General features: G+C 31.4%; 22 protein-coding genes and 1 other annotated feature. Of the genes, 3 read left to right on the top strand and 19 right to left on the bottom strand.

Translation table 11 applies throughout. The features are described 5' to 3' along the window. Positions 1-36 precede the first annotated feature (36 nt). Both ACTB1H_RS02200 and ACTB1H_RS02195 read right to left on the bottom strand, forming a co-directional pair. Entirely contained in the window at positions 37-2478 is a 2442-nt protein-coding gene (locus ACTB1H_RS02200; RefSeq protein WP_463261207.1) for a sensor domain-containing protein, read from the bottom strand. Positions 2479-2526: 48 nt separating this feature from the next. Continuing rightward, on the bottom strand, positions 2527-3408 hold the full coding sequence (locus tag ACTB1H_RS02195) for a LysR family transcriptional regulator (RefSeq protein ID WP_463261206.1): 882 nt from the start codon (positions 3406-3408) through the stop codon (positions 2527-2529). A 103-nt stretch (positions 3409-3511) separates the two neighbouring features. Here ACTB1H_RS02195 and ACTB1H_RS02190 point away from each other — a divergent pair, with 103 nt between their 5' ends. Beyond that, positions 3512-4702 (top strand): coenzyme F420-0:L-glutamate ligase, encoded by a 1191-nt coding sequence (locus ACTB1H_RS02190; protein WP_463261205.1) that lies wholly within the window; start codon positions 3512-3514, stop codon positions 4700-4702. A 19-nt stretch (positions 4703-4721) separates the two neighbouring features. On the opposite strand, the gene ACTB1H_RS02185 is transcribed toward ACTB1H_RS02190, so the two are convergent. From ACTB1H_RS02185 to ACTB1H_RS02145, 9 genes are all read right to left on the bottom strand, one after another. Next, positions 4722-5150, bottom strand: a complete 429-nt coding sequence (locus tag ACTB1H_RS02185) for a universal stress protein (protein WP_463261204.1) — start codon at positions 5148-5150, stop codon at positions 4722-4724. A 44-nt stretch (positions 5151-5194) separates the two neighbouring features. Further along, a complete protein-coding gene (locus tag ACTB1H_RS02180; RefSeq protein WP_463261203.1) occupies positions 5195-5818 on the bottom strand; it encodes a TrkA C-terminal domain-containing protein in 624 nt (207 codons plus the stop codon). A gap of 15 nt (positions 5819-5833) precedes the next feature. Further along, positions 5834-7510, bottom strand: coding sequence for a 2-oxoacid:acceptor oxidoreductase subunit alpha (locus ACTB1H_RS02175; protein WP_463261201.1), 1677 nt, complete (start codon positions 7508-7510; stop codon positions 5834-5836). Between the two features lie 9 nt (positions 7511-7519). Then, the gene (locus ACTB1H_RS02170) at positions 7520-8368 is read right to left on the bottom strand and encodes a 2-oxoacid:ferredoxin oxidoreductase subunit beta (protein ID WP_463261200.1); all 849 of its coding nucleotides are present in this window, start codon (positions 8366-8368) and stop codon (positions 7520-7522) included. 100 nt (positions 8369-8468) lie between these two features. After that, entirely contained in the window at positions 8469-9020 is a 552-nt protein-coding gene (gene epsC / locus ACTB1H_RS02165) for a serine O-acetyltransferase EpsC (protein ID WP_463261199.1), read from the bottom strand. After that, on the bottom strand, positions 9017-9931 hold the full coding sequence (cysK, locus tag ACTB1H_RS02160; RefSeq protein ID WP_463261198.1) for a cysteine synthase A: 915 nt from the start codon (positions 9929-9931) through the stop codon (positions 9017-9019). Before cysK ends, epsC begins: the two co-directional genes overlap by 4 nt. A 66-nt stretch (positions 9932-9997) precedes the next feature. Continuing rightward, positions 9998-10227, bottom strand: a binding site (T-box leader). A 49-nt stretch (positions 10228-10276) separates the two neighbouring features. Continuing rightward, positions 10277-11572 (bottom strand): amidohydrolase, encoded by a 1296-nt coding sequence (locus ACTB1H_RS02155; protein WP_463261197.1) that lies wholly within the window; start codon positions 11570-11572, stop codon positions 10277-10279. Between the two features lie 11 nt (positions 11573-11583). Continuing rightward, entirely contained in the window at positions 11584-12933 is a 1350-nt protein-coding gene (locus ACTB1H_RS02150; RefSeq protein WP_463261196.1) for an MATE family efflux transporter, read from the bottom strand. Between the two features lie 11 nt (positions 12934-12944). Beyond that, the gene (locus ACTB1H_RS02145; RefSeq protein ID WP_463261195.1) at positions 12945-13742 is read right to left on the bottom strand and encodes a M55 family metallopeptidase; all 798 of its coding nucleotides are present in this window, start codon (positions 13740-13742) and stop codon (positions 12945-12947) included. A gap of 131 nt (positions 13743-13873) precedes the next feature. On the opposite strand from ACTB1H_RS02145, the gene ACTB1H_RS02140 reads away from it, so the two are divergent. After that, the gene (locus ACTB1H_RS02140) at positions 13874-14362 is read left to right on the top strand and encodes an inorganic diphosphatase (RefSeq protein ID WP_463261194.1); all 489 of its coding nucleotides are present in this window, start codon (positions 13874-13876) and stop codon (positions 14360-14362) included. 103 nt (positions 14363-14465) lie between these two features. After that, positions 14466-15065, top strand: coding sequence for a 30S ribosomal protein S4 (gene rpsD, locus ACTB1H_RS02135; RefSeq protein WP_463261193.1), 600 nt, complete (start codon positions 14466-14468; stop codon positions 15063-15065). A 43-nt stretch (positions 15066-15108) separates the two neighbouring features. Here the strand turns inward: rpsD and ACTB1H_RS02130 are convergent, their stop codons facing one another. From ACTB1H_RS02130 to ACTB1H_RS02095, 8 genes are all read right to left on the bottom strand, one after another. Continuing rightward, complete coding sequence (locus tag ACTB1H_RS02130) at positions 15109-18672, bottom strand: molybdopterin-dependent oxidoreductase (RefSeq protein ID WP_463261192.1); 3564 nt, start codon at positions 18670-18672, stop codon at positions 15109-15111. Positions 18673-18689: 17 nt separating this feature from the next. Further along, positions 18690-18947: a DUF362 domain-containing protein gene (locus ACTB1H_RS02125; protein WP_463261191.1), complete on the bottom strand. Its 258-nt coding sequence runs from the start codon at positions 18945-18947 to the stop codon at positions 18690-18692. Next, a complete protein-coding gene (locus ACTB1H_RS02120) occupies positions 18944-20431 on the bottom strand; it encodes an NADH-ubiquinone oxidoreductase-F iron-sulfur binding region domain-containing protein (RefSeq protein ID WP_463261190.1) in 1488 nt (495 codons plus the stop codon). The genes ACTB1H_RS02125 and ACTB1H_RS02120 overlap by 4 nt, the downstream gene beginning before the upstream one ends. Continuing rightward, on the bottom strand, positions 20431-20964 hold the full coding sequence (gene nuoE, locus ACTB1H_RS02115) for an NADH-quinone oxidoreductase subunit NuoE (RefSeq protein WP_463261189.1): 534 nt from the start codon (positions 20962-20964) through the stop codon (positions 20431-20433). The genes ACTB1H_RS02120 and nuoE overlap by 1 nt, the downstream gene beginning before the upstream one ends. A 200-nt stretch (positions 20965-21164) precedes the next feature. Further along, entirely contained in the window at positions 21165-21707 is a 543-nt protein-coding gene (locus ACTB1H_RS02110; protein ID WP_463261188.1) for a class IV adenylate cyclase, read from the bottom strand. Next, positions 21692-22447: a glucosamine-6-phosphate deaminase gene (nagB, locus tag ACTB1H_RS02105; protein WP_463261187.1), complete on the bottom strand. Its 756-nt coding sequence runs from the start codon at positions 22445-22447 to the stop codon at positions 21692-21694. The genes ACTB1H_RS02110 and nagB overlap by 16 nt, the downstream gene beginning before the upstream one ends. Next, a complete protein-coding gene (locus ACTB1H_RS02100) occupies positions 22416-23138 on the bottom strand; it encodes a metallophosphoesterase (RefSeq protein WP_463261186.1) in 723 nt (240 codons plus the stop codon). Before ACTB1H_RS02100 ends, nagB begins: the two co-directional genes overlap by 32 nt. A gap of 9 nt (positions 23139-23147) precedes the next feature. Beyond that, a partial coding sequence (locus tag ACTB1H_RS02095; protein WP_463261185.1) for an ATP-binding protein occupies positions 23148-24372 on the bottom strand: 1225 nt, incomplete at its 5' end.

The raw sequence follows: 24372 nt of genomic DNA, 5'->3' as shown, positions 1-24372 counted from the left end.
TTTTCTCCTTTTAATAGGATTATCTTTTAAATGCATTTAATAAATGTTTAATTGCTTTCGCATCAATTCTTCAAATTCTTCTTTAGGCATTGGCTTGTAAAAATAATAACCTTGAGCATAGTCACATCCTATCTCTTTAATTTGTTCTAGCTGTTCCTTGGTCTCTATCCCTTCAGCTAAGACTTCCATTCCTAATTCATGAGACAAGCGCACTATCATCTCCATGATTTTTCTATCTTCAATATTTTTATCAATCAATTCTACAAATGATTTATCTATTTTTAGTAAATCTATAGATAAGACTTGTAAATATGACAAAGAAGAATAACCAACTCCAAAATCATCTAGTGCAACTTTCCCATCAACATTCTTTATTGTTTCAATTGCTTCGTAACTGCTTTCAAGGTTTTCTATCAAGCTAGTTTCTGTTATCTCAAAACAAGTATTTTTAAATTCATATTTTGAAGACAGACAGCTAATAATACGCTTAAGTTCTTCTAAATTGCTTATTAAATTTCCTGATATGTTAATCGATATTTTGATATCATTTAATCCAATTGAAGAGAGTTGATTAATCTCTTTTAAAGCTTCTTCGATTACCCAGCAGTCTATTTTAATAATATCTCCGGTTTTTTCAGCATGTGGAATGAAATATAATGGGCTTTCTATCCCATATCTTGGTCTTTTCCACCTTATCAAAGCTTCTGCTCCGAAAATTTTCATTGTTTTTAAATCTATCTGAGGTTGATATAATAGGAAAAATTCATTTCGATCAATAGCTAATTTTAAATCTTCATTTAGTTGCACAGTTTCCTTTATTTTTTTATCAAGTTCATCAAAATAAACAACAGTCCTTCCCTTCCCATATTTTTTTGCATGATTTAAAGCTAAATCAGCTTTCTTAAGCAGATCCTCATAATCCCTTCCTTGAATAGGATAAAAAGCTACTCCAGCACTAAAACTTATATTATATTCTCTATGTAACATAGAATGAGCTTCATTTGAATATTTTAATACTTCATTTATTTTATCATCTAATTTATTTTTTCGTTCTTTGCTATTAAGTAACAATATAATTACATATTCATCCCCACCAAATCTATAAACATAGTTTTCAAACGGAAAAAAAGAAGTTATTTTTTTTGAAATATCAACAAGTAATTTATCTCCTTCACTATGACCATAAATCTCATTAATTATATTGAAATCATCTATGTCAGAATATACAAATACAATTTCCAAATCATCATTTATCGCTTTTTCTATAAATTTATGAATATCTTCTTGAAGTTTATATACATTAGGTAAACCTGTTAGCTGATCATAATAAGCTAAGTTATATAATTGTTTCTCCATTTCCTTCCTTTGTGTTATATCACTTCCAATAAATATAATTTCACTTACTTTTCCATAGTCATCATATGAATAAGTATTACTCCATAATACTGTTTTCTTAATATTTTCCTTAGTTAATAACTCCGTCTCAGTATCTTTTATCATTACTCCTTCTAAGATAAGCGGGATAAATTGCTCAACATCTCTTTTGTTTTCTTCATCAGGTATTAAATATCTAATATCTTTACCAATTAGTTCAAATTCATCATATCCAAGAAATTGCTGTGCGAATTTATTAATGCTTTGAATTTTACCTTCTACATCACAGTTGATTACTATTAAAGATATATCATTTAATAATATATTTAAGTAATCTCCTTGCTTTCTATATTCTTCTTCTAACTTTAATTTTTCTGTTATATCTAAATGTGAACCACCAATTGCTATAGGATTACCTGAATCATCTCGCAAGATTTTCCCAGATGTTACTATCCATCTGTAATTTCCGCTTCTAGTTCTCACTCGTAAAGCATTTTCATAAATTTCATCACCGGAATTCAATACCTTTTCAAAGCGTTCAATAGAATATTTTAAATCATCCTTGTGAATATGTTCTCTCCATTTTTCAATTGTATTAACTTGATTTTGATACTCTTCTGAATATCCAAATTGAGGTTTTGTTAATATAGATGTGTAGTATTTGTTGTCTCTTATATCCCAACGCCATATCCCATTTTCTGATCCTTTTATAGATAAATCGAAAAATTGTTGCATGTCTTTTAACTTGTCCTCGTAAATGTTATAATCTTTTTTCAATTTATCAAGTTTTACAGTTAGATTGGAAATTTCGTCATATGCATTCAAGGTGTTTCTCAAAGCTATAATGTACTTTTCAAACTGATTTTTTATGACATAATAGAATATAAATGCAGTTATAAAAATATAAAACCATCCTTTATATAATGAAATCAAATATATAGTTCTAGGATTATCTGTAAACAATAGCACGACTCTGTCCGAGAAATAAATCCATACGGTCCCAATTATTAAATATATAAATGTCAGTTTTAAACTTTCTTTTTTGGGATTTTTATCGTTGAGCAAACTTATTTTATTTTCATCATCGTAATCTTTTAAAGTCATATTGCCCTCCATAAATATTTATAGTGGATTTATACCCAGTCTATTAGATTATATTTGTAAAATATTTAAAAATTCATATGCTGCATGTGATAATGTTTTTTCATCTATATAACAAATGCCAATACTCCTTTTGGGTATATCTATTTCTGTTTTAACTTGAATGATTTCTCCCCTAACAATGTACTCATCTGAAAATTCTTTTACCACAAATGCAAAACCAAATCCGTTTTTTACAAATTCTAATACCAAATCATGAGAACCCAATTCGATTTGAGGCCGAATAATTATTTCTTTTGAAAACAAATAATTTTCTACATATTTTCTAGTATTTGATCTCTTATCTAACATTATTAGTGGATACTCCAATACATCTCTTAAAGATATATTATCGTCTATATTCTTAAAATGTTTAGGGCTAGTTACCAAAATATCTTGAATTTCTCTTATTTTTTTTGTTTTTAAATTCGAATTATCAATTGGTAAATTACATATTGCCAATTCAATTTCCCCAGATTCAACAAGTTTAACTAATTCATCTGACGTTCTGTTTATAATCCTTAGTTGTATTTTAGGGTATTTTTGTTTGTATTCAAGCAAAGTGTCTATCAGCATATACCTTAATATTGTATCCCCAACTCCAATTATCAATGAACCAAAGTCCATTTTCTTTGATTCAAGTATCTTTATTTCCCCCATTAAAATCTGATTTATCCCTGCATTTACATGTTTAAACAATATTCTGCCTTCAGTGGTCAAATTTACTCCTTTTGAATTTCTAATAAATAATGTTACTCCTAATTCATCTTCCAATTGAGATATAGCTTGAGAAATAGCTGGTTGGCTAACGTAAAGCTTTTTTGCTGCTTTTGTGATGCTTTTTTGTATAGCAACTTCATTAAAGACTTTATACAAATCTAATTTTTCTACCATATAATCTCACCTTATGTTTGTTATTAAATATATTTATTTTACTAATGACATAATATATTATATACTTAATTCATAAACTAAGCCAATATTTTAGGAGGTTATCATGGAAAGAATTGTTGGAACAACCGTTAGAAGTTTACGCACTCCCATAATAAGAGAAGGAGATAACATTGTTAAAATTTCTATTGACACTTTATTGAAAGCATCCTCAGAAGTTAATTTTGAGCTTAATGATAGAGATTGTTTGTGTATAACAGAATCTGTTGTCGCTCGTGCACAAGGTAATTATGCTACTATTGATGATATATCAGTAGATATCATGAATAAATTTTCAGGTGAACATTTTGGATTGATATTCCCAATATTGAGCAGAAATAGATTTGGGATTATTTTAAAAGGAATTGCTAAAGGTGCAAAAAAAATAACTCTTATGTTAAGCTATCCTTCAGATGAAGTTGGTAATCACCTAGTCGATATGGACGTTTTAGATATAAAAGGAGTTAATCCTTGGACTGATGTTTTAACAGAAAAACAATTTAGAGAATATTTTGGCTACAACAAGCATAAATTCACCGGTGTAGATTATATAGAGTACTATAAATCAATATTAGACGAATTCAATGTAGAATATGAAATAATATTTTCAAATAATCCTCTTACAATTTTGGATTATACAAAGAATGTATTAGCTTGCGATATCCATACACGAGAACGCACTAAAAGTCTTCTAAAAAAATATGGTGGAATCAAGATATATGGATTAGATGAAATATTAACATCTCCTATTAATGGTAGTGGTTATAATCCTCAATATGGGCTATTAGGTTCCAATAAATCAAGTGAAGAGAAAATTAAATTATTCCCAAGAGATGGTCAACCAATTGTTGAAGCTATTCAAAAAGAAATTAAAAATTTAACTGGAAAGACCATCGAAGTTATGATTTATGGTGATGGTGCTTTTAAAGATCCTGTTGGGAAAATATGGGAGCTAGCTGACCCTGTTGTTTCACCAGCTTATACCAAAGGCTTAGAGGGAACTCCAAATGAAGTTAAACTAAAATACTTAGCAGATGATTTGTTCAAAGATTTATCTGGTGATGAATTAAGAAAGGCAATTTCTGATTATATTGCTAATAAAGATGGTTCCTTAGTTGGAGAGATGATTTCCCAAGGAACAACTCCAAGAAGACTAACTGATTTGATTGGCTCATTAGCAGATTTGACATCTGGAAGTGGAGATAAAGGTACCCCTCTAGTTTATATTCAAGGGTATTTTGATAATTATACAAAGTAAAATAGGTAGCTTAAGCTACCTATTTTACTACTAAAACTGACTTGTTTATATAATTTAATACTTTATTAGAAACACTTCCCAAAAGAGATCTAGATGATTCGTTCATTCCTCTTCTTCCCATAACTATCAAATCTACATTTTCTTCTTCTGCAGTTTCAATTATAGCTTCTGCTATGTCTTCAGAGTTTTTTAATCTTGCCTCTGCTTTATAAGGATAGTCAGCAAATAATTCAAGAGCTTCATTAAGTATCGATTTACCAATCTCTATATTCTTTTTACTCAATTCTGTAGTAAAATCTTGATCGATTATATAAGGATTGTCTTTTAAGCTGTTTACCACGCACAAAATAATTATTTGAGATTCATTATACATACCGAATTCTTTTGCTTTCAATAAAGCTTTTTTTGAATACTCAGACCCATCTACAGGCACTAATATCTTTTTCATTTCAATACCTCCTTTGGTTATTGATACCCATAAATCTCTTAAAATCAATCTCCTTCAAGAAATCTTTTTACACTTTCTACAATTCCATCTTCTCCGATTATTAAAAGAATGTCTCCGCGCTCTATTGTTGCGTAAGGACCTGGTGATAATAATGTTTCATTCCGCCTTCTTATACCTACTATCGTAGCTCCTGTATTTTGCCAAAAATTAATCTCTCCTATTGTCTTGCCTATAAAATTACATTTATCAGTAATTTCTAGTTCAAAAGGAGTCAATGCTGTTATGTTGCTTAAAACACTACTTCTTTCTATTATTCTATCAACAATTTGTAATATTTCTTCTTCTATTTCATTCTTTTTATCAAATAATTCTTGTAATTTAATCCTATATGAAGTCACGCTCTCAATGTTTTTAAATCTATTTATATATTTAAATGCTTTTTCTTTGGATATAATAGTTATGCCACTTCCCTTAGATGATTCAACTACCCCTACATCTTCAAGTATTTTTATAGCCCTCCTTATAGTTTCTGGTGAAACATTGTAAGTGCCGGCTAAAGTAGATCTCCCGTAGAGTTTATCGCCTTCTTCATATTGTCCCTTATATATTGCATTAGCTATGTCTAATGCTATTTTTTCATATCTAGGTGTTGATCTATTCTCTTCCATTTTAACACCTCTATTTTAGTGTTTATTTTTTATGATTTTGTTGATTTCAGTTATTATATAATTAGCATTCATAGCTCTTCCATCATATTTTAGTATTGAATTTTCTACTTTTATATCTGTATACTCATCAATTAAACTCTTTAATTGAGACGAATAATTTTGTTCAACCACCATAACTTTTTTTGCTTTCTTAGCATAAAAATTTAGACTCTTAACTGGAAATGGAAATATGTCTCCATAAACTAAAGCTGCAAATTTAATGTTTTCATCATTTAACCTTGAAACAGTTTCTTTCAGAGCTCCATAAGTAGACCCAAATCCCACTAATAGATAGTCATAGTCCTCATTTCCTATAAATTCAGGTTCTATTAGCTCTTCTTTTAAAGCCTCTAATTTTTTCATTCTTTTCTTCATCATATTAACTCTTGTTTCTATAGATTCATCTATGTTCCCATATTCATTGTGTTCATGGCTATCAACTAAAATTAACTTTTCTTTAGCAATCCCCGGAATTAATCTAGGGGAAATTCCACTTGTTGTATATTTGTATCGTTTATATCTTTCGTCTTCAATATCATTTTCGTTAGAAATATATCTTTCTATTTTGATTTTATTGAAGTCAAAAGGTCTTATTGTAATATCATAGTCAGCCAAATACTCATCCGTCAATAGTATTACTGGTATTTGATATTTTTCAGCTATATTGAATGCTCTGGCAGTCTGATAGAAAGCATCCTCAGGTGTTCTTAATGCAATTACCATTCTCGGAAATTCACCATGCCCTGCATGTATTACAAATCTCAAATCAGCTTGCTCACTTCTTGTAGATAATCCAGTTGCAGGTCCAGGTCTTTGTGCGTTGAACAGAACTATTGGTATTTCCATTATTCCAGCTAAACTCAAAGCTTCTATCATTAGGGCAAATCCTCCACCAGAAGAACCAGTCATTGCCCTAACTCCTCCAAATGAAGCCCCTAGGGCCATATTCAAAGCTGCGACTTCATCCTCAACTTGATCTACAACTATTTCCATTTCATCTGCATGCTTAGAAATATAGCTCATCACACTAGTAGATGGCGTCATAGGGTATCCACAATAAAATTTTAATCCTGCAGCTATAGCCCCTAAAGCTAAAGCTTGATTTCCGTTTATTAATATTTTATCATCTTCAAATCTGTCTAATTTATATTTTTGTATCCCAATTTCGTATCCAGCCTCAAATGCTTTAATATTTGAATCTACATCTTTATTCTTAAATATTTCTTCAACTGAATTTTTAGCAATATCCTTTGGAACCCCAAATAGCTTAGCTATATACCCTACTCCAATTGTCCCAATTACTTTATTGTTTCCTATATCTCTTGCGATTTTATTTAATGGTAATTTTAAATAGTTTTCCTCAACAAAACTTTCATCTCCAATTATAAGCCCACCAGATTTAAGTTTAGCACTATGCTTATCAATTGTTTCTTGTGTCATCGCAAAAATAATATCTACCTTGTTATCATAAGTGTATAATTCATTGTCAGAAAACCGTATTTGTACAAAATTATGTCCTCCTCTAACCATAGACATATAGTCTTTGTAAGTAAATATATGATAACCAGTTCTCTTTATCATCTTTTCCACTAACTCTGCTACAGTTTCAATGCCTTGGCCCGCAGCACCGCCTATCAAAATCGAATAGTCCATATTCTCCTCCTAATAAAATTCTTTTAGCAGATGTTTAGCATTGTTAGGATCTAATTTGGCATTAACAAGAGGCTCTCCACTTTCAATGAATGAAAACTTTTGTTCATATGTTTCTTTTTCCACTTTGTATAAAATGCCTATAGGTATTTTATCCCCAAATTCTAATGCTTTCTTATAAGCCATATCAAAATTAGTAAAATCATGGCTTTCGTCTAGTTTATAGACCCTGTCCTTGTACCATTTATATGTGTTGACTTTATTCCATACTACACATGGTTGCAATATATCTATATGTGCATATCCTTTATATAATATAGCTTCTTTCATTATTGAAGATAAATGTTTTATATCTCCAGAAAAACCTCTAGCTACAAAGCCTGCTCCCATAGTTAAACTTAATGCTACTGGATTAATAGGGTTAAGTTTAACTCCATCATACTGCAGAGTCGTTTTTTGCCCTAATGCAGTTGTAGGAGAAGCTTGCCCTTTGGTTAGTCCATAGATTTGATTATTATGAACAAAATGAGCAATGTTTATATTTCTTCTAATTGCGTGAATAAAATGATTTCCGCCTTCTCCATAAGTATCTCCATCTCCAGATTCTACTATAACAGTTAAGTCTTTATTTGCCATCTTAATTCCTATTGCCGGTGGTAATGCTCTACCGTGTAATCCATTAAAGCCATTTATACCTATATAATGTGGCATCTTAGCAGCTTGTCCTATTCCTGATACTAAAACTGCTTGAGAAGGAGGTATCGATAGTTCTTCTAAAGCAATTTTTAAAGCATCTCTAATCATAAAATTCCCACATCCTGGGCACCAAGATGGTTTCATCAAATCATATTCACATTTCATATTTTATTCCTCCATTAATTATCGCTCATTTATATTATACTTTATTTTAATAATAATTCAAAAATTTGCGTAAAAAAATAAAGGCAGTCAAATTCTGCCTTTATATTGCATAAATATAATCATGACTATCTTTTTTTATAATTTTTGCCGGTACACCCACTGCAGTTGCATTCTCAGGTACATCTTTTAGGACTACAGCATTTGCTCCAATTTTTGAATTGTTTCCAATATAAATTGGACCTAGAATTTTAGAACCTGCGCCAATCATTACATTGTTTCCAATAGTTGGATGTCTTTTTACTCCTTTTTGTGTTCCTACTCCACCTAAGGTAACTCCGTGATAAATAGTAACATCATTTCCAACCTCTGCTGTTTCACCAATAACTACTCCCATTCCATGGTCTATAAAAACTCTTTTTCCTATTTTTGCACCAGGATGGATTTCTATACCTGTTTTTTTTCTAGCCCTGTAAGATATCCATCTTGCTAAAGTAAAATGACCTTTTTTATACAATGAATGAGATATTTTATGGGCAGCTATGGCTCTAACTCCTGGCGAAAAAAAGATTGCTTCAAACAAACTGTTTGTTGCAGGATCTTTTTGTAAAACATTTTTACCTTCTTCTATTAAAGTCTTAATCATTTTTATCACTCCAAATTAAATAATGCAGTAGTAAGATATCTCTCTCCTGTATCTGGCAAAACGGTAATAACTTTTCTCCCTGTACCTAATTTTTTTGCTACTTCAAGACTTCCAAAGTAATTTGCCCCAGAACTAATACCAACTAACAGTCCTTCTTCTTTAGCTAAATATCTAGCCCATTCAAAAGCATCTTCATCCTTAACGCTTATAATTTCGTCAACTACATCGTTGTTGTAAATTGCTGGAATAAAATTCGCTCCTATCCCTTGTATCCCATGTGATGATGGATTTTCTCCTGATAGAACTTTGGATTTTTCAGGCTGAACTGCAACTATTTTAATATCTCTGTCTAATTCTTTAAGTGCTTTTCCCACTCCTGACACTGTTCCACCAGTGCCTACTCCAGCAACAAATGCATCTATCTTTCCTCCAAAATCCCTCAATATTTCTTTTGCAGTAGTTTCATAATGTGCTAGCACATTTGCATTGTTTTCAAATTGTCTTGGCCAAAAATAGTCATTGTCTTTCAATAATTCCTGTACTTTATCTACTGCTCCTTTCATGCCTTTTGCTCCCTCGGTCAAAATCAACTCTGCACCATATGCTTTTAGGATTTTTCTTCTTTCTATGCTCATTGTCTCAGGCATAACTAAAATTACATGATTTCCTAAAACTGTTCCTATCATAGCTAAAGCAATTCCCATATTACCACTAGTAGCTTCGATTATTGGTTGATTTTTTTTCAGCTTTCCTGTTTTTAATGCATCGTTAATCATATATAATGCTGGTCTATCCTTAACGCTTCCTCCAGGATTGAAGCTTTCAATTTTAACATAAATATCAGCTTGATTTTCATTTACTTTTTTCGTTTTAACAATTGGAGTGTTTCCAATTAATTCTAAGATATTTTCATATACCATAATAATGCCTCCTGTTTTATTAATATTTCTTCAAATAAAAAAACCTATGCGACTGTATATTAAATATACAGAGGCAAAGGTCTACTTCGCGGTTCCACTCTGTTTGGGAAATCCCATCTCTTTAGATACTTTCATATCTTAGCCAAATAACGGTGGCAGCCGAAAAAGTCTACTAAATATTCAACTTTTTTGCTCATTGGTGCACTTCCCTATAACTATACATAAACTTCTCCCAGCAAATGAAGTTCTCTCTTTGATGTAATCATTATGGTACTTTACCAATTCCTAGCATTTTAGTATCTATTCGATAATATACCATATATTATTTTGTTTTGCAACCATTATTTATCTATTATTTAATAAATCATTAGAAATTTTATTTGCCATATACTTTATTTTCTCAATGTCTAAAGTTTTAAATTCTCTTTTTTCCATCAAAATATTCCCATCTACAATTACAGTATCAACATCACTTCCATAAGCAGAATATGCTAATGTTGAGAAGTAATTATTTCTTGGGCAAAGATGTGGTTTATCCATGTCTAAAATTATTATATCTGCCTTTTTCCCAACTTCTAATGAGCCTATCTCTTTTTCTAATCCTAATGCGTATGCCCCGTTTAATGTAGCCATTTTTAGCGTTTCTAAAGCTGATACGCTCATCGGATCATTGTCAACTGCTTTGTTAACTATGCTCGCCATGCTTATTTCTTTAAACATATTAAGATTATTGTTTGATGCTGCTCCATCTGTTCCCAATGCTACTTTTATTCCCTCTTTTAGCATTTTATTTACAGGAGAAAAACCACTAGCTAACTTGAAATTACTACTTGGGTTATTCACTGGGTAAACATTCTTTTCTTTCAATATATTAATGTCTTCATCATTTATATGAACGCAATGTGCAGCAATTGTATGTAGCTCAAATAACCCCAGGTCATAAACATGTCTGATTGGTGATTTTTTGAGAATTTTATAGCTGTTTTCTACTTCATCTTTTGTTTCTGATAAATGAATATGTATGCTTGCATTTAATTTTGATGCTGAACTTATGATTTTCCCTAAAAATTCAGGGCTACAAGTATATGGAGCATGCGGCCCAAACATTATTTTTATCCTGCCATTTAGAGAATTATTATATTCCTTAAAAAGCATTTCACTCTCATTAATTTTAAAGTCTGATAAATTATTTTCTTCAACTATCCCTCTAGCAAGTGTCCCTCTCATCTTAGATATTTCTAATGCTTCTACTACTTTATCCATAAAAAAGTACATATCACAAAATGCAGTCGTTCCAGAAGCAATCATCTCAGCCATACTCAACAAGCTAGCCCAAAAAACATCTTCAGCTTGTAGTTTGGCTTCAGCAGGCCAAATTTTTTTCGTTAGCCATTCTGAGAGATTCATATCGTCAGCATAATTTCTAAAAATACTCATTCCTAAATGAGTATGGCAGTTAATAAGCCCCGGCATCGCTAACTTATTTAATCCATCTATTGTATAATCTACAATATTTGGATTAATTTCATCATTTCCTATAAATTTAATTAAATTATTTTCAATTAAAATATTGGATTTTTTAAATACGTTATCCTGCTCATCCATAGTTACTATATCTATATTTTTTATTAATATTCTCATCGTTTCCTCCTCTAATTTAATATAGTATTTACATTGTAGATATCTTTTTTTCTAAATGTCACTAGAGATAATATAAATCTAACTGTTAAATCTATACCCATAGCAATCCATATCCAATATATCTCTGCATTAAAATAATGAGTAAATAATAACACTAATGGTATTCTAACTCCCCAGAGGCCAACTCCTATATTGAGCATGCTAATCTTAGGATATCCAGCTCCTCTTAAAGCTCCATTAAGAACTCCTGCAATATTTTGAGGCAATTGAACTAATCCCATCACAAATAAATATTGTGCACCTAATGCTATAACTTCAATTTCTGGTGTCAACAGTCTCATTATTTGGTAAGGAAATATAAGCAATGCTAAAGATGCAATGGTTGTAATTATAATTGAGTATTTGTATATGTATCTCATATATTTTCTTGCTAATTCGTTATCCCTCGAACCAATAGATTGTCCTACAAATGTTGAAGCTGCTATTCCAAAGCCAGCTGCTGGCATATATGATAAGGATTCTGCTTGTAGCCCTAACTGATAAGCTGCATAAGCTGTTTCCCCATAATTAAGTATAGCTCTTGTAATTATTATCGATGCAAATTGCCAAAAACTCATCTCTAATACTGTAGGCATTGAAAATTTAACTAGCTTATTGATTTCATTGAAACTTATAAATTTCTTAAATTTTAAATATTTCAATTTAAAGATTTCTTCCCTGTAAATCAATACAACTACTCCAACTATAGCAGCTATTAAATAACTAGACACATATGCTATTGCAGCCCCTTTTAACCCTAAAGCTGGCAAACCAAGTTTTCCGAAAATTAATACATAACTTAATATTATATTGAAAAAATTTAAAACCAATACTATAAACATTGGAGTCTTAGAATTTCCCATCCCTTGAAAAACACCTGAAACTAGCAATATTAATGCTGTAAAAGGTAAACTAAACACAATAATATTTAGATATGAATTTGCTGATTCCAACAAAGTAAACGTTGGATTAAAAATTGATAGTAATTGCAAACTATATCTCTTGGTTATGTAAACGAAGAACAAGGATAAAAATATTAATATAGCAAATGCACAAATTGTCGTTTTTCTAATCTTATCATTGTCTTTAGCCCCAAACCCTTGCGCTACATAAACTGAGGTTCCTGTTGAGATCCCCTTGAAAATCGCCCAAATTATCCTGAAAATTATATTGCTTAATCCTACAGCTCCAACTGCAATTTCACTAATTCTTCCAACCATTGCCATAGAAACAACACCTGCTGTCATCTGCAATATATTTTCTCCAGTAATAGGAATAATCATTGATAAAATTCTAGATCTAATTTTTTTGTCATTTTCCATAGATTTCTCCTCTAAGCACAGAAACTTATTAATCTTAAAACATCTAAATAGTCATCTGACTCATAATGGATTGTTTTATCTCCTAATCTAGATACTCCTTTATATGTTGAAAATCTATAGGCATCATAATGATTGAAATATTCTATATCAACAGAAAAATATTTTGGCAAGCCTATATTGTTACTTATCAATTTTGTTTCAAATACTTTGGTTACATTCTCTTCGATAAGCTCTAATGCTAATTCGGGATGAATATTAATAGTGGAATTGCCTACTCCTTCTTTTACTGCGACTGTAGCTATATTCGGATTATATAGTTTTACTTCTTCACACAAACCCTTATCTCCTGATAAAAATGCTATTGGTACTTTGAAGTATTCAGCTATATAAGCATGAATTAAAAATTCACTTGCTATCTTCCCATTAATCATTATTTTTGATATTTTTAAACTCATAGTGTGGGATAGGGGATTATTTGAAGATGATGCTGGCGAATGATATCCTATGAAAAGTATTGCATCAAAACTTTCATCTAGTCCCTCAACCATAGAAAATATACTTCCGCTCCACGCTCTTATGAGTTTTGTATTTTTGGGTAAATAACTATGATCTATATTTCTTCCACTATCATGAGCATCTTTAATAATAATCTCTTTAGCTCCCATTTTATTTAGTGCCATACAACATGCATTTACTTCTTTTGTCATTTGCATAGAAAAGTAATTATATGACTGCTCTTTTTTTTCAGTTTCATCCCAGGAAGTAGTACCAGTTATCCCTTCTATGTCAGCACTTACATATATTTTCATAAATATCCCCCTTAAGTTTCTATACTCTAAATAATATAACAGATTTAATATAAAAGCTATATTATTTAATGTAAATTCTAAAACTATTTGGTATAATTTATTAATACAATAACCATATTAGGAGGAAATTTATGGACTATATAGTTAAAGCTTTTATCGAGATACCAAAAGGCAGCAGCAATAAATATGAATATAATAAAGAATACAAAGTATTTGAACTTGACAGGGCTTTGTTTTCTCCAATGTTTTATCCGACTGATTATGGATACATACCTGATACTTTAGCAGAAGATGGTGATCCTATAGACATAATGGTATTGCTAGCTCATCCTACTTTCCCTGGATGCTTAATAACAGCTAGAGTTATCGGAATGTTTATGATGGAGGATGAAAAAGGAAAAGATGAAAAAATAATAGCAGTACCTTTAAATGATCCTAGATATGAAGATATGAAATCCGTAGATGATATGGGTTCGCATCTAAAAAAAGAATTTGAGCATTTCTTTAAAGAATATAAGAGATTGGAAGGTAAAGAAGTCATAGTTGGAGGATGGACTGGCGTAGAAGAAGCCATTGAGGCTATTGAAAGGTCTAGAGAAGCTTATAAAAATTCAAAATAAGATCATCTATTTGATAATAATTATCATTTACAACGGTCATATATTGTGCTATAATTAATTCGGCTTAAATTATCGCGGCAATTTTAAAGGAGTTGATAATTTAATGGCGAATATGAAACAACCTAGATTCAAACAATCTAGAAGATTGGGACTTAATGTTTGTGGTCATCCTAAAGCTATGGACAGAGCCCAAAAAGGCACTTCTAGAGCTGACAAAAAATTGTCCGAATATGGAAGGCAATTATTAGAAAAACAAAGATTAAGAGCTTATTATGGTGTCATGGAAAAGCAATTTACAAAATATGTAAAAATGGCAAAGAAATCTCCAGATCAAACTGGACATGCACTTGTTAAGCTATTAGAAACTAGATTGGATAATATAGTATATAGGGCTGGATTCGCAAGTTCTATAAGGCAGGCTAGACAAATGGTAGTCCATGGTCATATTTTAGTGAACAATAAAAAAGTGGATATACCCTCTTATATTATATCCGTCGGTGACATAATTACTTTGAAAGAAAAATCGAAATCAGTAGAACTTTTTAAAAACAACTTTGAAAGTAATTTATTAAACACACTGCCCTATCTAATAAAGGACGAATCAAATATGTCAGTAAAACTAGAAAGAATGCCTAACAGAGAAGAAATCCCAATTGAGATAGAAGATCAATTAGTTGTGGAATACTACTCAAAAGCAATGTAGAGCTGAATTATATCAGCTCTACTTTTTTTGATTTCAATACCTTTTAATAAATAGATTCATATTTTTCTTTAAATTCTTTTTCTACATAGTCAGTAGTTTTTTTAGGTTCAAATAATTTTGCATCTTTTACAGCTTTCAATTTTGCTTTTTTATCTTCAAACATAAATCCATCATGTAAGAATACTTCCTGACAATTTAATGGCCAGATTACACTTTCTCCGAAATCCTCAAAACCGAAATAATTATATGTTTCTCTTGCCATTTCAACAGTAATTTCATTCACTGAATTGTATTTTTTGGTTTCGCCTAACATTTGCATCATAGCATATATTATTTCCCAGTTTTGATATCCTGATAGTGCTGGAATAGCTGAATGTAATTTTTGTATTCTTCTTTCGCTATTGGTGAAAGTCCCTTTAGATTCTGCATAACTTACTGCTGGAATTACACAATCTGCTTTTTTAGCAGTAGTTGTCAAGTAAAGATCACTAACAGCTAAAAATTCTAATTTTTCTAGAGGCAGTCCTTCAATGTCTTCTCCTAGTATAAGCATCGCTTTGATTGTATTGTTTTCAATCTTATTTTTAATTTCAGAGTTAGGCTTGTCTATTTTAAGATCAGCTAATCCTTGACTGTTATTTTTTGGTTTCAGTTGAATTATTCCCCTTCTAGCTTTTCCTATTTGCCCAGAAACAACAGCTATGCTTGCTATGAGTCTTTCAGCTTCGTCAGTTATGTTGTTTTCATCAAATACTATTATAGCTTTCTTACTTGTGGTATAATCTTTTGCTAAGTTGATTATATCTTCTGTAGCTATTACTCCATTTAGGCTTTCTTTAAGTTCTACAAATCCATCTGCTTTCTTTGGTTCATATCCTAGATCAATTATTGCTTTTAATAACTGTTTTAGAATATCTAAATTGTTTTCAGGAGTTATATTTAACTTAGCCCAATCATTTATTTGATCATAGGAATCATTTATGGTTATCAATTTAGCACCCTTTTCAACAGCATTTTTTACTTTTAATGCAGCGATAGTATGATTTTTCATCATATTTGTTCCTATTGCCAATATAAAATCAGCATTTTCTAATTCCTTAAATGTGCTAGTTGAAGCATCTACTCCAATAACTTCTTCTATACCTCCATAGTTTCTGTTAAAGCATGTGATATTATCTGTCTTTAATATATCGTTAGCCAATCTCTTTGCTAAATATATCTCTTCATTTGTATATCTATCTGATATTGCTATCGCAATTGAATCTGGCCCATACTTAGCTATTGTAGATTGAAGTTTCTTAGCAGTAACTAATAGAGCTTCTTCAAATGTTGTTTCTTTAAACTCTCCATTTACTTTCAATAGTGGTTTTACTAACCTCTTATTCTGTTTTGCAATATTGTATCCAAATCTCCCTCTAGCACAAAGTAGCCCATTGTCAACTTCACTGTTTTCTTTTGGTAATGCTCTATAAAGCATATTTCCTCTTGTGTTAAGGTATATATTGCATCCAACAGAACAATATGAACAGATTGTCTTCGTTTCTTCGGTTTCAACAGGTACAGATTTTTCAATTTGAAGCCTTTCTTGTAAAGCTCCTACAGGACAAGCTGTAACACATTGTCCACAAGAAATACAATTTGTTTCTGTTAAATCTAATTCCATAGCTGGTTTTACAATTGTATCAAATCCTCTATTCACAAGGCCTAAAGCCCCATTATCCATTATTTGATCACAAATTCTCACACATAATCCGCACAAGATACACTTATCAACATTGCGAACTATAAATGGATGATTGTCTTTATCTTCTCTGTGATGTTTTTCCCCATCATATTTTTCTGGTTCTACATCATATTCGTTTGCATATCTATAAAGTTTACATTCAAAGTAATCATGACAACCACATTCTAAACATCTCTTAGCATCTTCTACTGCTTCTTCTACTGAAAATCCTAGATTAACTTCTCTAAAATTATCTCTCCTTTCCTCAGCAGATAGATGTCTCATTTTTGATCTATATTTTATTTCTTTATCCTTAACATCTTCTTTAGAAAAATCTTTTCTCTCTACAACATATGGTTTTCTATAAGGTACTAGGTTCCCTTCTAAGAAAGAATTGATTACTTTTGAAGCTTTTTTAGCATCTCCTATTGCTTTTATAGCTATATTGGCTCCTTGGTTAATGACATCTCCACCTGCGAATATGCCTTCTACATTTGTAGTAAAAGCATTTTCATCAGCTGCAATAGTTCCTTTTCTTGTTTTTTCAATTATTTCAAAGCCTTCAAGGTTCGACTCCTGCCCAATTGCACCAATTACGAGGTCTACATCAATAAATTCAAATTCTCCTTCAATAGGTATAGGCTTTCTTCTTCCCGAAGCATCCTCTTCTCCTAACATCATCTTCTGTAATTTAATCTTAGTCGCTTTCCCATTTTCTCCAATTATCTCAATTGGTGCAACTAAAAATTTAAATTCCACACCCTCTTCTCTAGCTTCTTTTATTTCTATTTCTTCAGCAGGCATTTCGGCTTCTGTCCTTCTATATAAAACATACACTTCTTTTGCGCCTAATCTTACTGCAGTTCTAGCAGCATCCATCGCAGTATTTCCACCACCGACAACAGCTACTCTATTACCTATTGCAAGAGGTTCATTAATAGTGACTTTCCTTAAGAAGTCTATTCCACCCATTACTCCTTCTAGATCTTCACCTGGCACTCTTAAGCTAGAACTCTTCCATGCTCCTATAGAAATATAAACAGCATCGTAATTTTTTCTTAAATAATTAAGATCTAAGTCTCTGCCTATTTTTATATTGTTTAGCATTTTTACGCCCATTCTTTGAATGATTTCAACCTCTCTGTCTATTACATAAGATGGCAACCTATATTCTGGTATACCATATCTTAGCATACCACCCATTTGAGGCATTTGATCATAAATATCGACTTCATGCCCAAAAGTTCTTAAGAAATAAGCACATGATAATCCACCAGGCCCTCCACCTATTACAGCTACTTTCTTTCCTGTAGGCGCTGGGATTTCTGGAATGTATACGTCTTCGCTATTTAGATCTAAATCTGCTAAAAATGCTTTCATGTGAGCTATCGAAATTGGTTCTTCAACCAATTGTCTTCTACAAGCATCTTCGCATGGATGTGGACATACCCTACCAATACTAGCAGGTAATGGCAACTGTTCCTTTATAAGTTTCAATCCCTCTTTAAATTCCATATTTGCAGCTAAGCCAACATATCCTTGACAATCTGTATTACCAGGGCAAGCTAGTACACATGGTGGTCTGCAATCTCCAGTGTGATCAGATAAAAGTAATTCAAGTGTATTTTTTCTTGAGCTTAAAACTCTTTCTGAATTAGTAGTAACAACCATCCCTTCACTAGCCATAGTAGCACATGATCTAAGAAGTTTAGGATTCCCTTCAACTTCAACAACACATAGTCCACAAGAACCGTATATTTCAACTTTCTCATCATAGCATAAAGTAGGGATATCTATATTGTTTTCTCTAGCGATTTGCAATATAGTCTGTCCTGCCCTACCAACTACTTCTTTTCCATCTATGTTCAAATGAATTAAAGACATATTTCACCCCTACCTTCTTATAATATATTTACAGCATCAAATTTACATACTTCATAGCATTTTCCACATTTAATGCAGATTTCTTGATCTATGACGTGAATTTCTTTAACTTTTCCACTTATTGCTCCAACTGGGCAATTTCTTCTACAAACTCCGCATCCAATACAATTGTCTGCTATTTCATAATGTATTAAAGGTTTGCATGATTTTGCAGGGCATTTCTTATCTCTTATATGTGCTTCGTACTCATCTCTAAAGTATCTAATTGTGCTCAATACAGGATTTGGTGCAGTTTGACAAGTCCGCAAAGTGAAGCATCTTTTACTTCAACTGCTAGTTTTTCAAGTAGTTCTATGTCTCCTTCTCGTCCATTTCCATCTACGATTCTTTCGAGTATTTCTAACATTCTCTTAGTTCCAAGTCTGCATTGAACGCATTTACCGCAAGATTCTTTTCTGGTAAAATCTAAGAAAAATCTAGCCATATCAACCATGCATGTGGTTTCATCCATTACGACCATCCCACCAGAGCCCATTATAGCTCCTACTTTTGTCAAAGATTCATAGTCAACAGTTACATCCTCTAAAAATGCTGGAACACATCCTCCAGATGGTCCTCCCATTTGAACAGCTTTGAATTTCTTGTCGTTTAATATTCCGCCGCCGATGTCATATATTATATCTTTAATTGGAATACCCATTGGTACTTCTACAAGTCCGCCTTTTTTTATCTTACCTGTCAAAGCAAATACTTTTGTGCCTTTCGATTTATCAGTGCCAAAACTTGCAAAAGCTTTTCCCCCATTCCTAATAATCCAAGGTACATTTGCAAATGTTTCCACATTATTTATATTAGTGGGTTTTCCCCAATAACCTTTTTGTGCTGGAAAAGGTGGCTTAAGCCTTGGCATACCTCTTTCTCCTTCTAATGATGCTATTAATGCAGTTTCTTCTCCACAGACAAATGCTCCAGCACCTGCTTTTATTCTTATATCAAAATTAAAACCTGTTCCTAGTATGTTTTTCCCTAAGTAACCTTTCTCTTTAGCTTGTTGTATTGCTATTTCAAGTCTCTTTATTGCAAGTGGATACTCAGCTCTTACATATATAATTCCCTCTTGAGCTCCGATTGCATACCCACCAATTATCATGCCTTCTAATACCCTATGTGGATCTCCTTCAAGGACGGATCTATCCATAAAAGCACCTGGATCGCCTTCGTCTGCATTGCATACCATATACTTAGGTGTTTCTTTCTCAATCTTAGCAGCATTCCATTTAAACCATGTTGGAAATCCAGCTCCACCTCTGCCTCTTAGTCCGGATACCTTAATCTCTTCTATTATGTCGTCTTGTGACAATTGAGTCAGGCATTTCTCAAGAGCTTTGTACCCTCCCCTAGCTATGTATTCTTCAATTCTTTCGGGATTTATTACTCCGCAATTTTCTATCGCAATCCTAACTTGTTTGTTTAATGCTTCTTCATCTTCATTTGAAATCTTTTTTTCTGCAATTATGTCCTTATCCATTGCTTTATTTACTAAATCAAGTATTTCATCGTCTTTTACTTTAACAAATCTATCAAATTGACCATCATCATAATATATATCGACTATAGGCTCTAAATGGCACATCCCGACACATCCTGTTATGTCGAGCTTTATATCTAATCCTTGGTCTACTTGTTCTTTTAATACATCGTATACTTTTTTTGCGCCAGCAGCTATACCACAACTTCCTAAGCCAACTACTACTTTCATTACTTTTCACCTCTTTTTTGTAATGTAGCTTCTTTTATTTCCCTCAATATGTTTTTAGCTTTATCGGGTGTCAAACTACCATATGTTATTCCGTTAATCATCATTACAGGTGATAAGCTGCAGCATCCTAGACATGCCACATTATTTAGTGTAAATACATTGTCTTCAGTTGTCTCTCCATTATTAATTCCTAATTCTTCATTGATAGCTTCTTCTATTCTGTCTGCGCCATTAACATGGCATGCTGTGCCTTTGCAAAGCATTATTAAATTGTCTCCAACTGGTTTTAACCTAAACTGTGTGTAAAAAGTTGCAACTCCATAAATTTGTGAGGTATGAATCCCAGTCTCTCTAGAAATATGTTCTAGAGCAGATAATGGAAGATACCCGTAAATTTCCTGCGTATGCTGTAAAATAGTTATCAAACTTCCCGGTACATTTTTGTACTTGTCTAAGATTTCATCCATCAATCTTAGATCTACTTCTTCGTCTCTGAAGTGTTTTTTTAAATCTTTAGCACCACAGCACTCCACAATACCAACTCCTTTACAAAAGATATTAGCCTTCAATAGCATTATATATTATAGTTAGAAAATAAACAATAAATAAAGCTATTTGTTCTTCTTTGTTAATTATATAACTTTGTTTACAAAAATGTAATTATTTTTTCAATATTTACACAAAACCCTTTTTATCGAAATTGTGATTATAGTAGATAAAAAGGGTTTTATGTTTACTTCTTTAATTCATTCTGCAATTCTACAATAGACTTTAGACTAATTTTGCTTCTATCTATGTCTAATAGATCAAGTATTTCGTATAGCTTGCTCTCATCTCCTACCTCTATTTCAATATAGGGGTAAGGGTATGTTGCTTCATCCCAAATATCGAAGAATATTTGTGCATCCCTAAATTCATATACCTTTCTTTTCTTATATCCAATATTTATTTTGTCAAATCCCAATTCTCTTAACAAAGTCAACATTGTCTCTTTGGAGTCTATTTTAACATTTAGCTCCAAGTTTTCTCTCAAATCATCATTCTTAATGTTCTTCTTAAGGGTTAAAGTTAAGTCAGTTTTTGAATTTAACCTATCTTTAGTCTCTCTTATTCTAAGATATGCATCGGTGTAAGACTTAATTGGATTTTTTGTGGAATCTATTAAAATATTCTCCTGTTCCTCATCTGAAATGAGCGTACCTCCTTGATCAATTACCTTCCTCTCAACTTCATTTAAATCAACATTTAGTATTTTTACTTCTAGTTCTTTTTGCATAAGCAACTCTCTTCCACTAAAGAATAAGCATCTTTATCGCATATGACAGTTAAATTAGAATGTAGATGCAAGAAAGACACAGGTAGATACGTAGTAATTCTGTCTTTAGTCAAAAATTCAAATAGTGCTTTACTTTTACTTTTTCCACTGGCTAATAGGATTATTTCTTTACTTTTTAATATTGAACCAATTCCCATAGAGATTGCTTTTTTGGGAACATCGTCAAGTGAATTGAAAAATCTCGAATTAGCTATAATTGTATCTTCAGTTAAGTCAACAACAGATGTCTTAGTATTTAAATATTCGCCAGGCTCATTAAAAGCAATATGACCATTGCCACCAATTCCTAATAGCTGAACATCAACTCCTCCTGACTTTTCTAATCTATTCTCATATTCCTCCACTTCTTTACTTAAATCTAAAGCCTTTCCATCTGGGATATTTACATTTTTCAAATCGATATTTATCCACTTGAAAAGATTCTCCATCATGAAATAATAGTAGCTATTAGGATTGTCTTTATCCAATCCCACATACTCATCTAGATTGAATGTTGTTATTTTGCTAAAATCAATTTGGCCTTCTTTATACATTTTTACTAACTCCTTATACGTTCCAATAGGTGTGGAACCTGTAGCTAGCCCCAATATGATGTTAGGTTTTTCTTTTACTTTTGATCCAATCATTTGTGCACAAACTTTACTCATCTCATCGTAATTCTCTTTTACTATTACTTTCAATATCATCACTCCAAATCTTTTTTAATTTAAAATCTAAATAATCGCTTGACACAAGATAACACATTATGCCCTCCACATCTCCTTCGACTGCATATTTATGCCCTTGAGAATGTAAATGCCCATATACACAAATATCAACACTATATTTCTTCATAATCTCAAAAAAATCATTAGGCTCTAAGCTCAAATTAAATGGCGGATAATGCAACATTGCAATTTTTAATTTTGCATTTTTAGGCAAACTAGATAAAGAAAGTTCTAATCTCATAAGTTCTCGATTGTATACTTTTAAGTCGTCTTCAGTAAACAAATCAGAATCTCTTGGAAGCCAACCTCTACTTCCAGCTATAGCTATATCATTGTATATAAACGAATTGTTTTTCAAAAAATTTAAGCTGTTAAAACCTAATGATTTCAATTTAGATGTGCTACCCCACCAATAATCATGATTTCCTTTTATTAAAATTTTGATTCCTGGTAAATTATCTATTTTTTCTAAATCTTTTTTAGCTTCCTCTAATTTTAGTGCCCATGATATATCTCCAGGAATTAAAACCAAGTCTTCATCTTTTACATTCTCTGACCAACTTCTGAATATTTTGTCTTCATGATTTTCCCATTCTGTTCCAAATATATCCATTGGCTTAGTATTTGTGGAATCTAAATGCAAATCACCAATTGCATAAATCATTTTACACCTCTATTCATCAGTTAATTGTATAAAATTTATTTCATTCTTAAACTCATCTAGCAATCTTTTTTCCCTATCATGACATGTAAATATGATTACTTGTCTTTGATTGCTAATCTTATTGAGTATTTCCAAAGTATTCCTCAGCCTCTCTTCATCAAAATAAACAAAAGCTTCATCGATAATAAGAGGAAATTTTTCTGCGCCTATTTCCTCACTTAAAGCTAACCTCAAAGCAAAGTTTATCTGGTCTATAGTCCCATAACTAAGTTTGTCTAAACTGATAAGTATATCTGTTTTTGGCTCCAAAACTGAAATACCCATCTCTTTATCCATTTTAATTGAAGAATATTTACCTTTTGTAATATATTTAACTTTTTCACCTATAATCCTATTAAATTCAGGGGCAAAATTTTGATGTATTTCTTCAGAAATTTTGTTGATTTTGTTTATTGCCATATCTATTGCATTAATTTCTAAATCGTATTCTTTAATTTTATGTGATAGCAGTTCATTTTCTTCTATTAAAAAAGACTCTTCTTCGAATAAGTTACCTATAGTCTTCAATGATCCTTCTATATTACTTAATTTTTTTTCTAATTCAATTATCATTTTTTCTTTTGCCTCTATTTCCAGCACTAAGTCGTTCTTATTTTCATAGTCTAGTGGAATATCTAAGTTAGTTATGCCTGAAAATTCTCTATCTAAATCATCAAAACTATCAGACTCTAAAATAACTTTTAATAGTTCCTTACTAATTCTTAACTCATTAATTAAAGTTTCTTTCTCCTTTTGTTTTTCATGCTCTTTTATTAAGTTTTCTAAATTATCCACTTCAAACATAAGCAATTCTTTCTCTAGTTCTTTGTGTTGTTTTTCATAGTCTGTTTGAAGAGAAATTTTTTTTCTTTCTAGTTCTTTAATTCTCATATCCATTCTATCAATATCTTTTTTATCTAGATTTAAATTGCTTAATTCTTGATTCAATTTATTGATTTCATCCCTTAAATCTCCTTCTTCTTTTAAATTTAGTTCTTTTAACAGTAATTTGTAATTTTCCTTATCTTTATTATATTTATCTATAAGATTAGCTTTTTCGTTTAATATTCTTTTTCTATGTTGTAGAAAATAAAATAAAACCCATATTAATTGAACTGCAAAAAAAGATGTAAAGTTCCCATTATAGTATGAATTTATTGAAACAAAAACAACAAAAACTGGTAATAATACCATA

The sequence above is a fragment of the Soehngenia sp. genome (genome assembly GCF_055108775.1).
This window is presented reverse-complemented; position numbering and strand designations above follow the sequence as displayed.

Coding starts and splice junctions, on each gene's coding strand:
- ACTB1H_RS02200 (WP_463261207.1), bottom strand. CDS start 2,478: ATGACTTTAAAAGATTACGATGATGAAAATAAAATAAGTTTGCTCAAC.
- ACTB1H_RS02195 (WP_463261206.1), bottom strand. CDS start 3,408: ATGGTAGAAAAATTAGATTTGTATAAAGTCTTTAATGAAGTTGCTATA.
- ACTB1H_RS02190 (WP_463261205.1), top strand. CDS start 3,512: ATGGAAAGAATTGTTGGAACAACCGTTAGAAGTTTACGCACTCCCATA.
- ACTB1H_RS02185 (WP_463261204.1), bottom strand. CDS start 5,150: ATGAAAAAGATATTAGTGCCTGTAGATGGGTCTGAGTATTCAAAAAAA.
- ACTB1H_RS02180 (WP_463261203.1), bottom strand. CDS start 5,818: ATGGAAGAGAATAGATCAACACCTAGATATGAAAAAATAGCATTAGAC.
- ACTB1H_RS02175 (WP_463261201.1), bottom strand. CDS start 7,510: ATGGACTATTCGATTTTGATAGGCGGTGCTGCGGGCCAAGGCATTGAA.
- ACTB1H_RS02170 (WP_463261200.1), bottom strand. CDS start 8,368: ATGAAATGTGAATATGATTTGATGAAACCATCTTGGTGCCCAGGATGT.
- cysK (WP_463261198.1), bottom strand. CDS start 9,931: ATGGTATATGAAAATATCTTAGAATTAATTGGAAACACTCCAATTGTT.
- ACTB1H_RS02155 (WP_463261197.1), bottom strand. CDS start 11,572: ATGAGAATATTAATAAAAAATATAGATATAGTAACTATGGATGAGCAG.
- ACTB1H_RS02150 (WP_463261196.1), bottom strand. CDS start 12,933: ATGGAAAATGACAAAAAAATTAGATCTAGAATTTTATCAATGATTATT.
- ACTB1H_RS02145 (WP_463261195.1), bottom strand. CDS start 13,742: ATGAAAATATATGTAAGTGCTGACATAGAAGGGATAACTGGTACTACT.
- ACTB1H_RS02140 (WP_463261194.1), top strand. CDS start 13,874: ATGGACTATATAGTTAAAGCTTTTATCGAGATACCAAAAGGCAGCAGC.
- rpsD (WP_463261193.1), top strand. CDS start 14,466: ATGGCGAATATGAAACAACCTAGATTCAAACAATCTAGAAGATTGGGA.
- ACTB1H_RS02130 (WP_463261192.1), bottom strand. CDS start 18,672: ATGTCTTTAATTCATTTGAACATAGATGGAAAAGAAGTAGTTGGTAGG.
- ACTB1H_RS02120 (WP_463261190.1), bottom strand. CDS start 20,431: ATGAAAGTAGTAGTTGGCTTAGGAAGTTGTGGTATAGCTGCTGGCGCA.
- ACTB1H_RS02110 (WP_463261188.1), bottom strand. CDS start 21,707: ATGCAAAAAGAACTAGAAGTAAAAATACTAAATGTTGATTTAAATGAA.
- ACTB1H_RS02100 (WP_463261186.1), bottom strand. CDS start 23,138: ATGATTTATGCAATTGGTGATTTGCATTTAGATTCCACAAATACTAAG.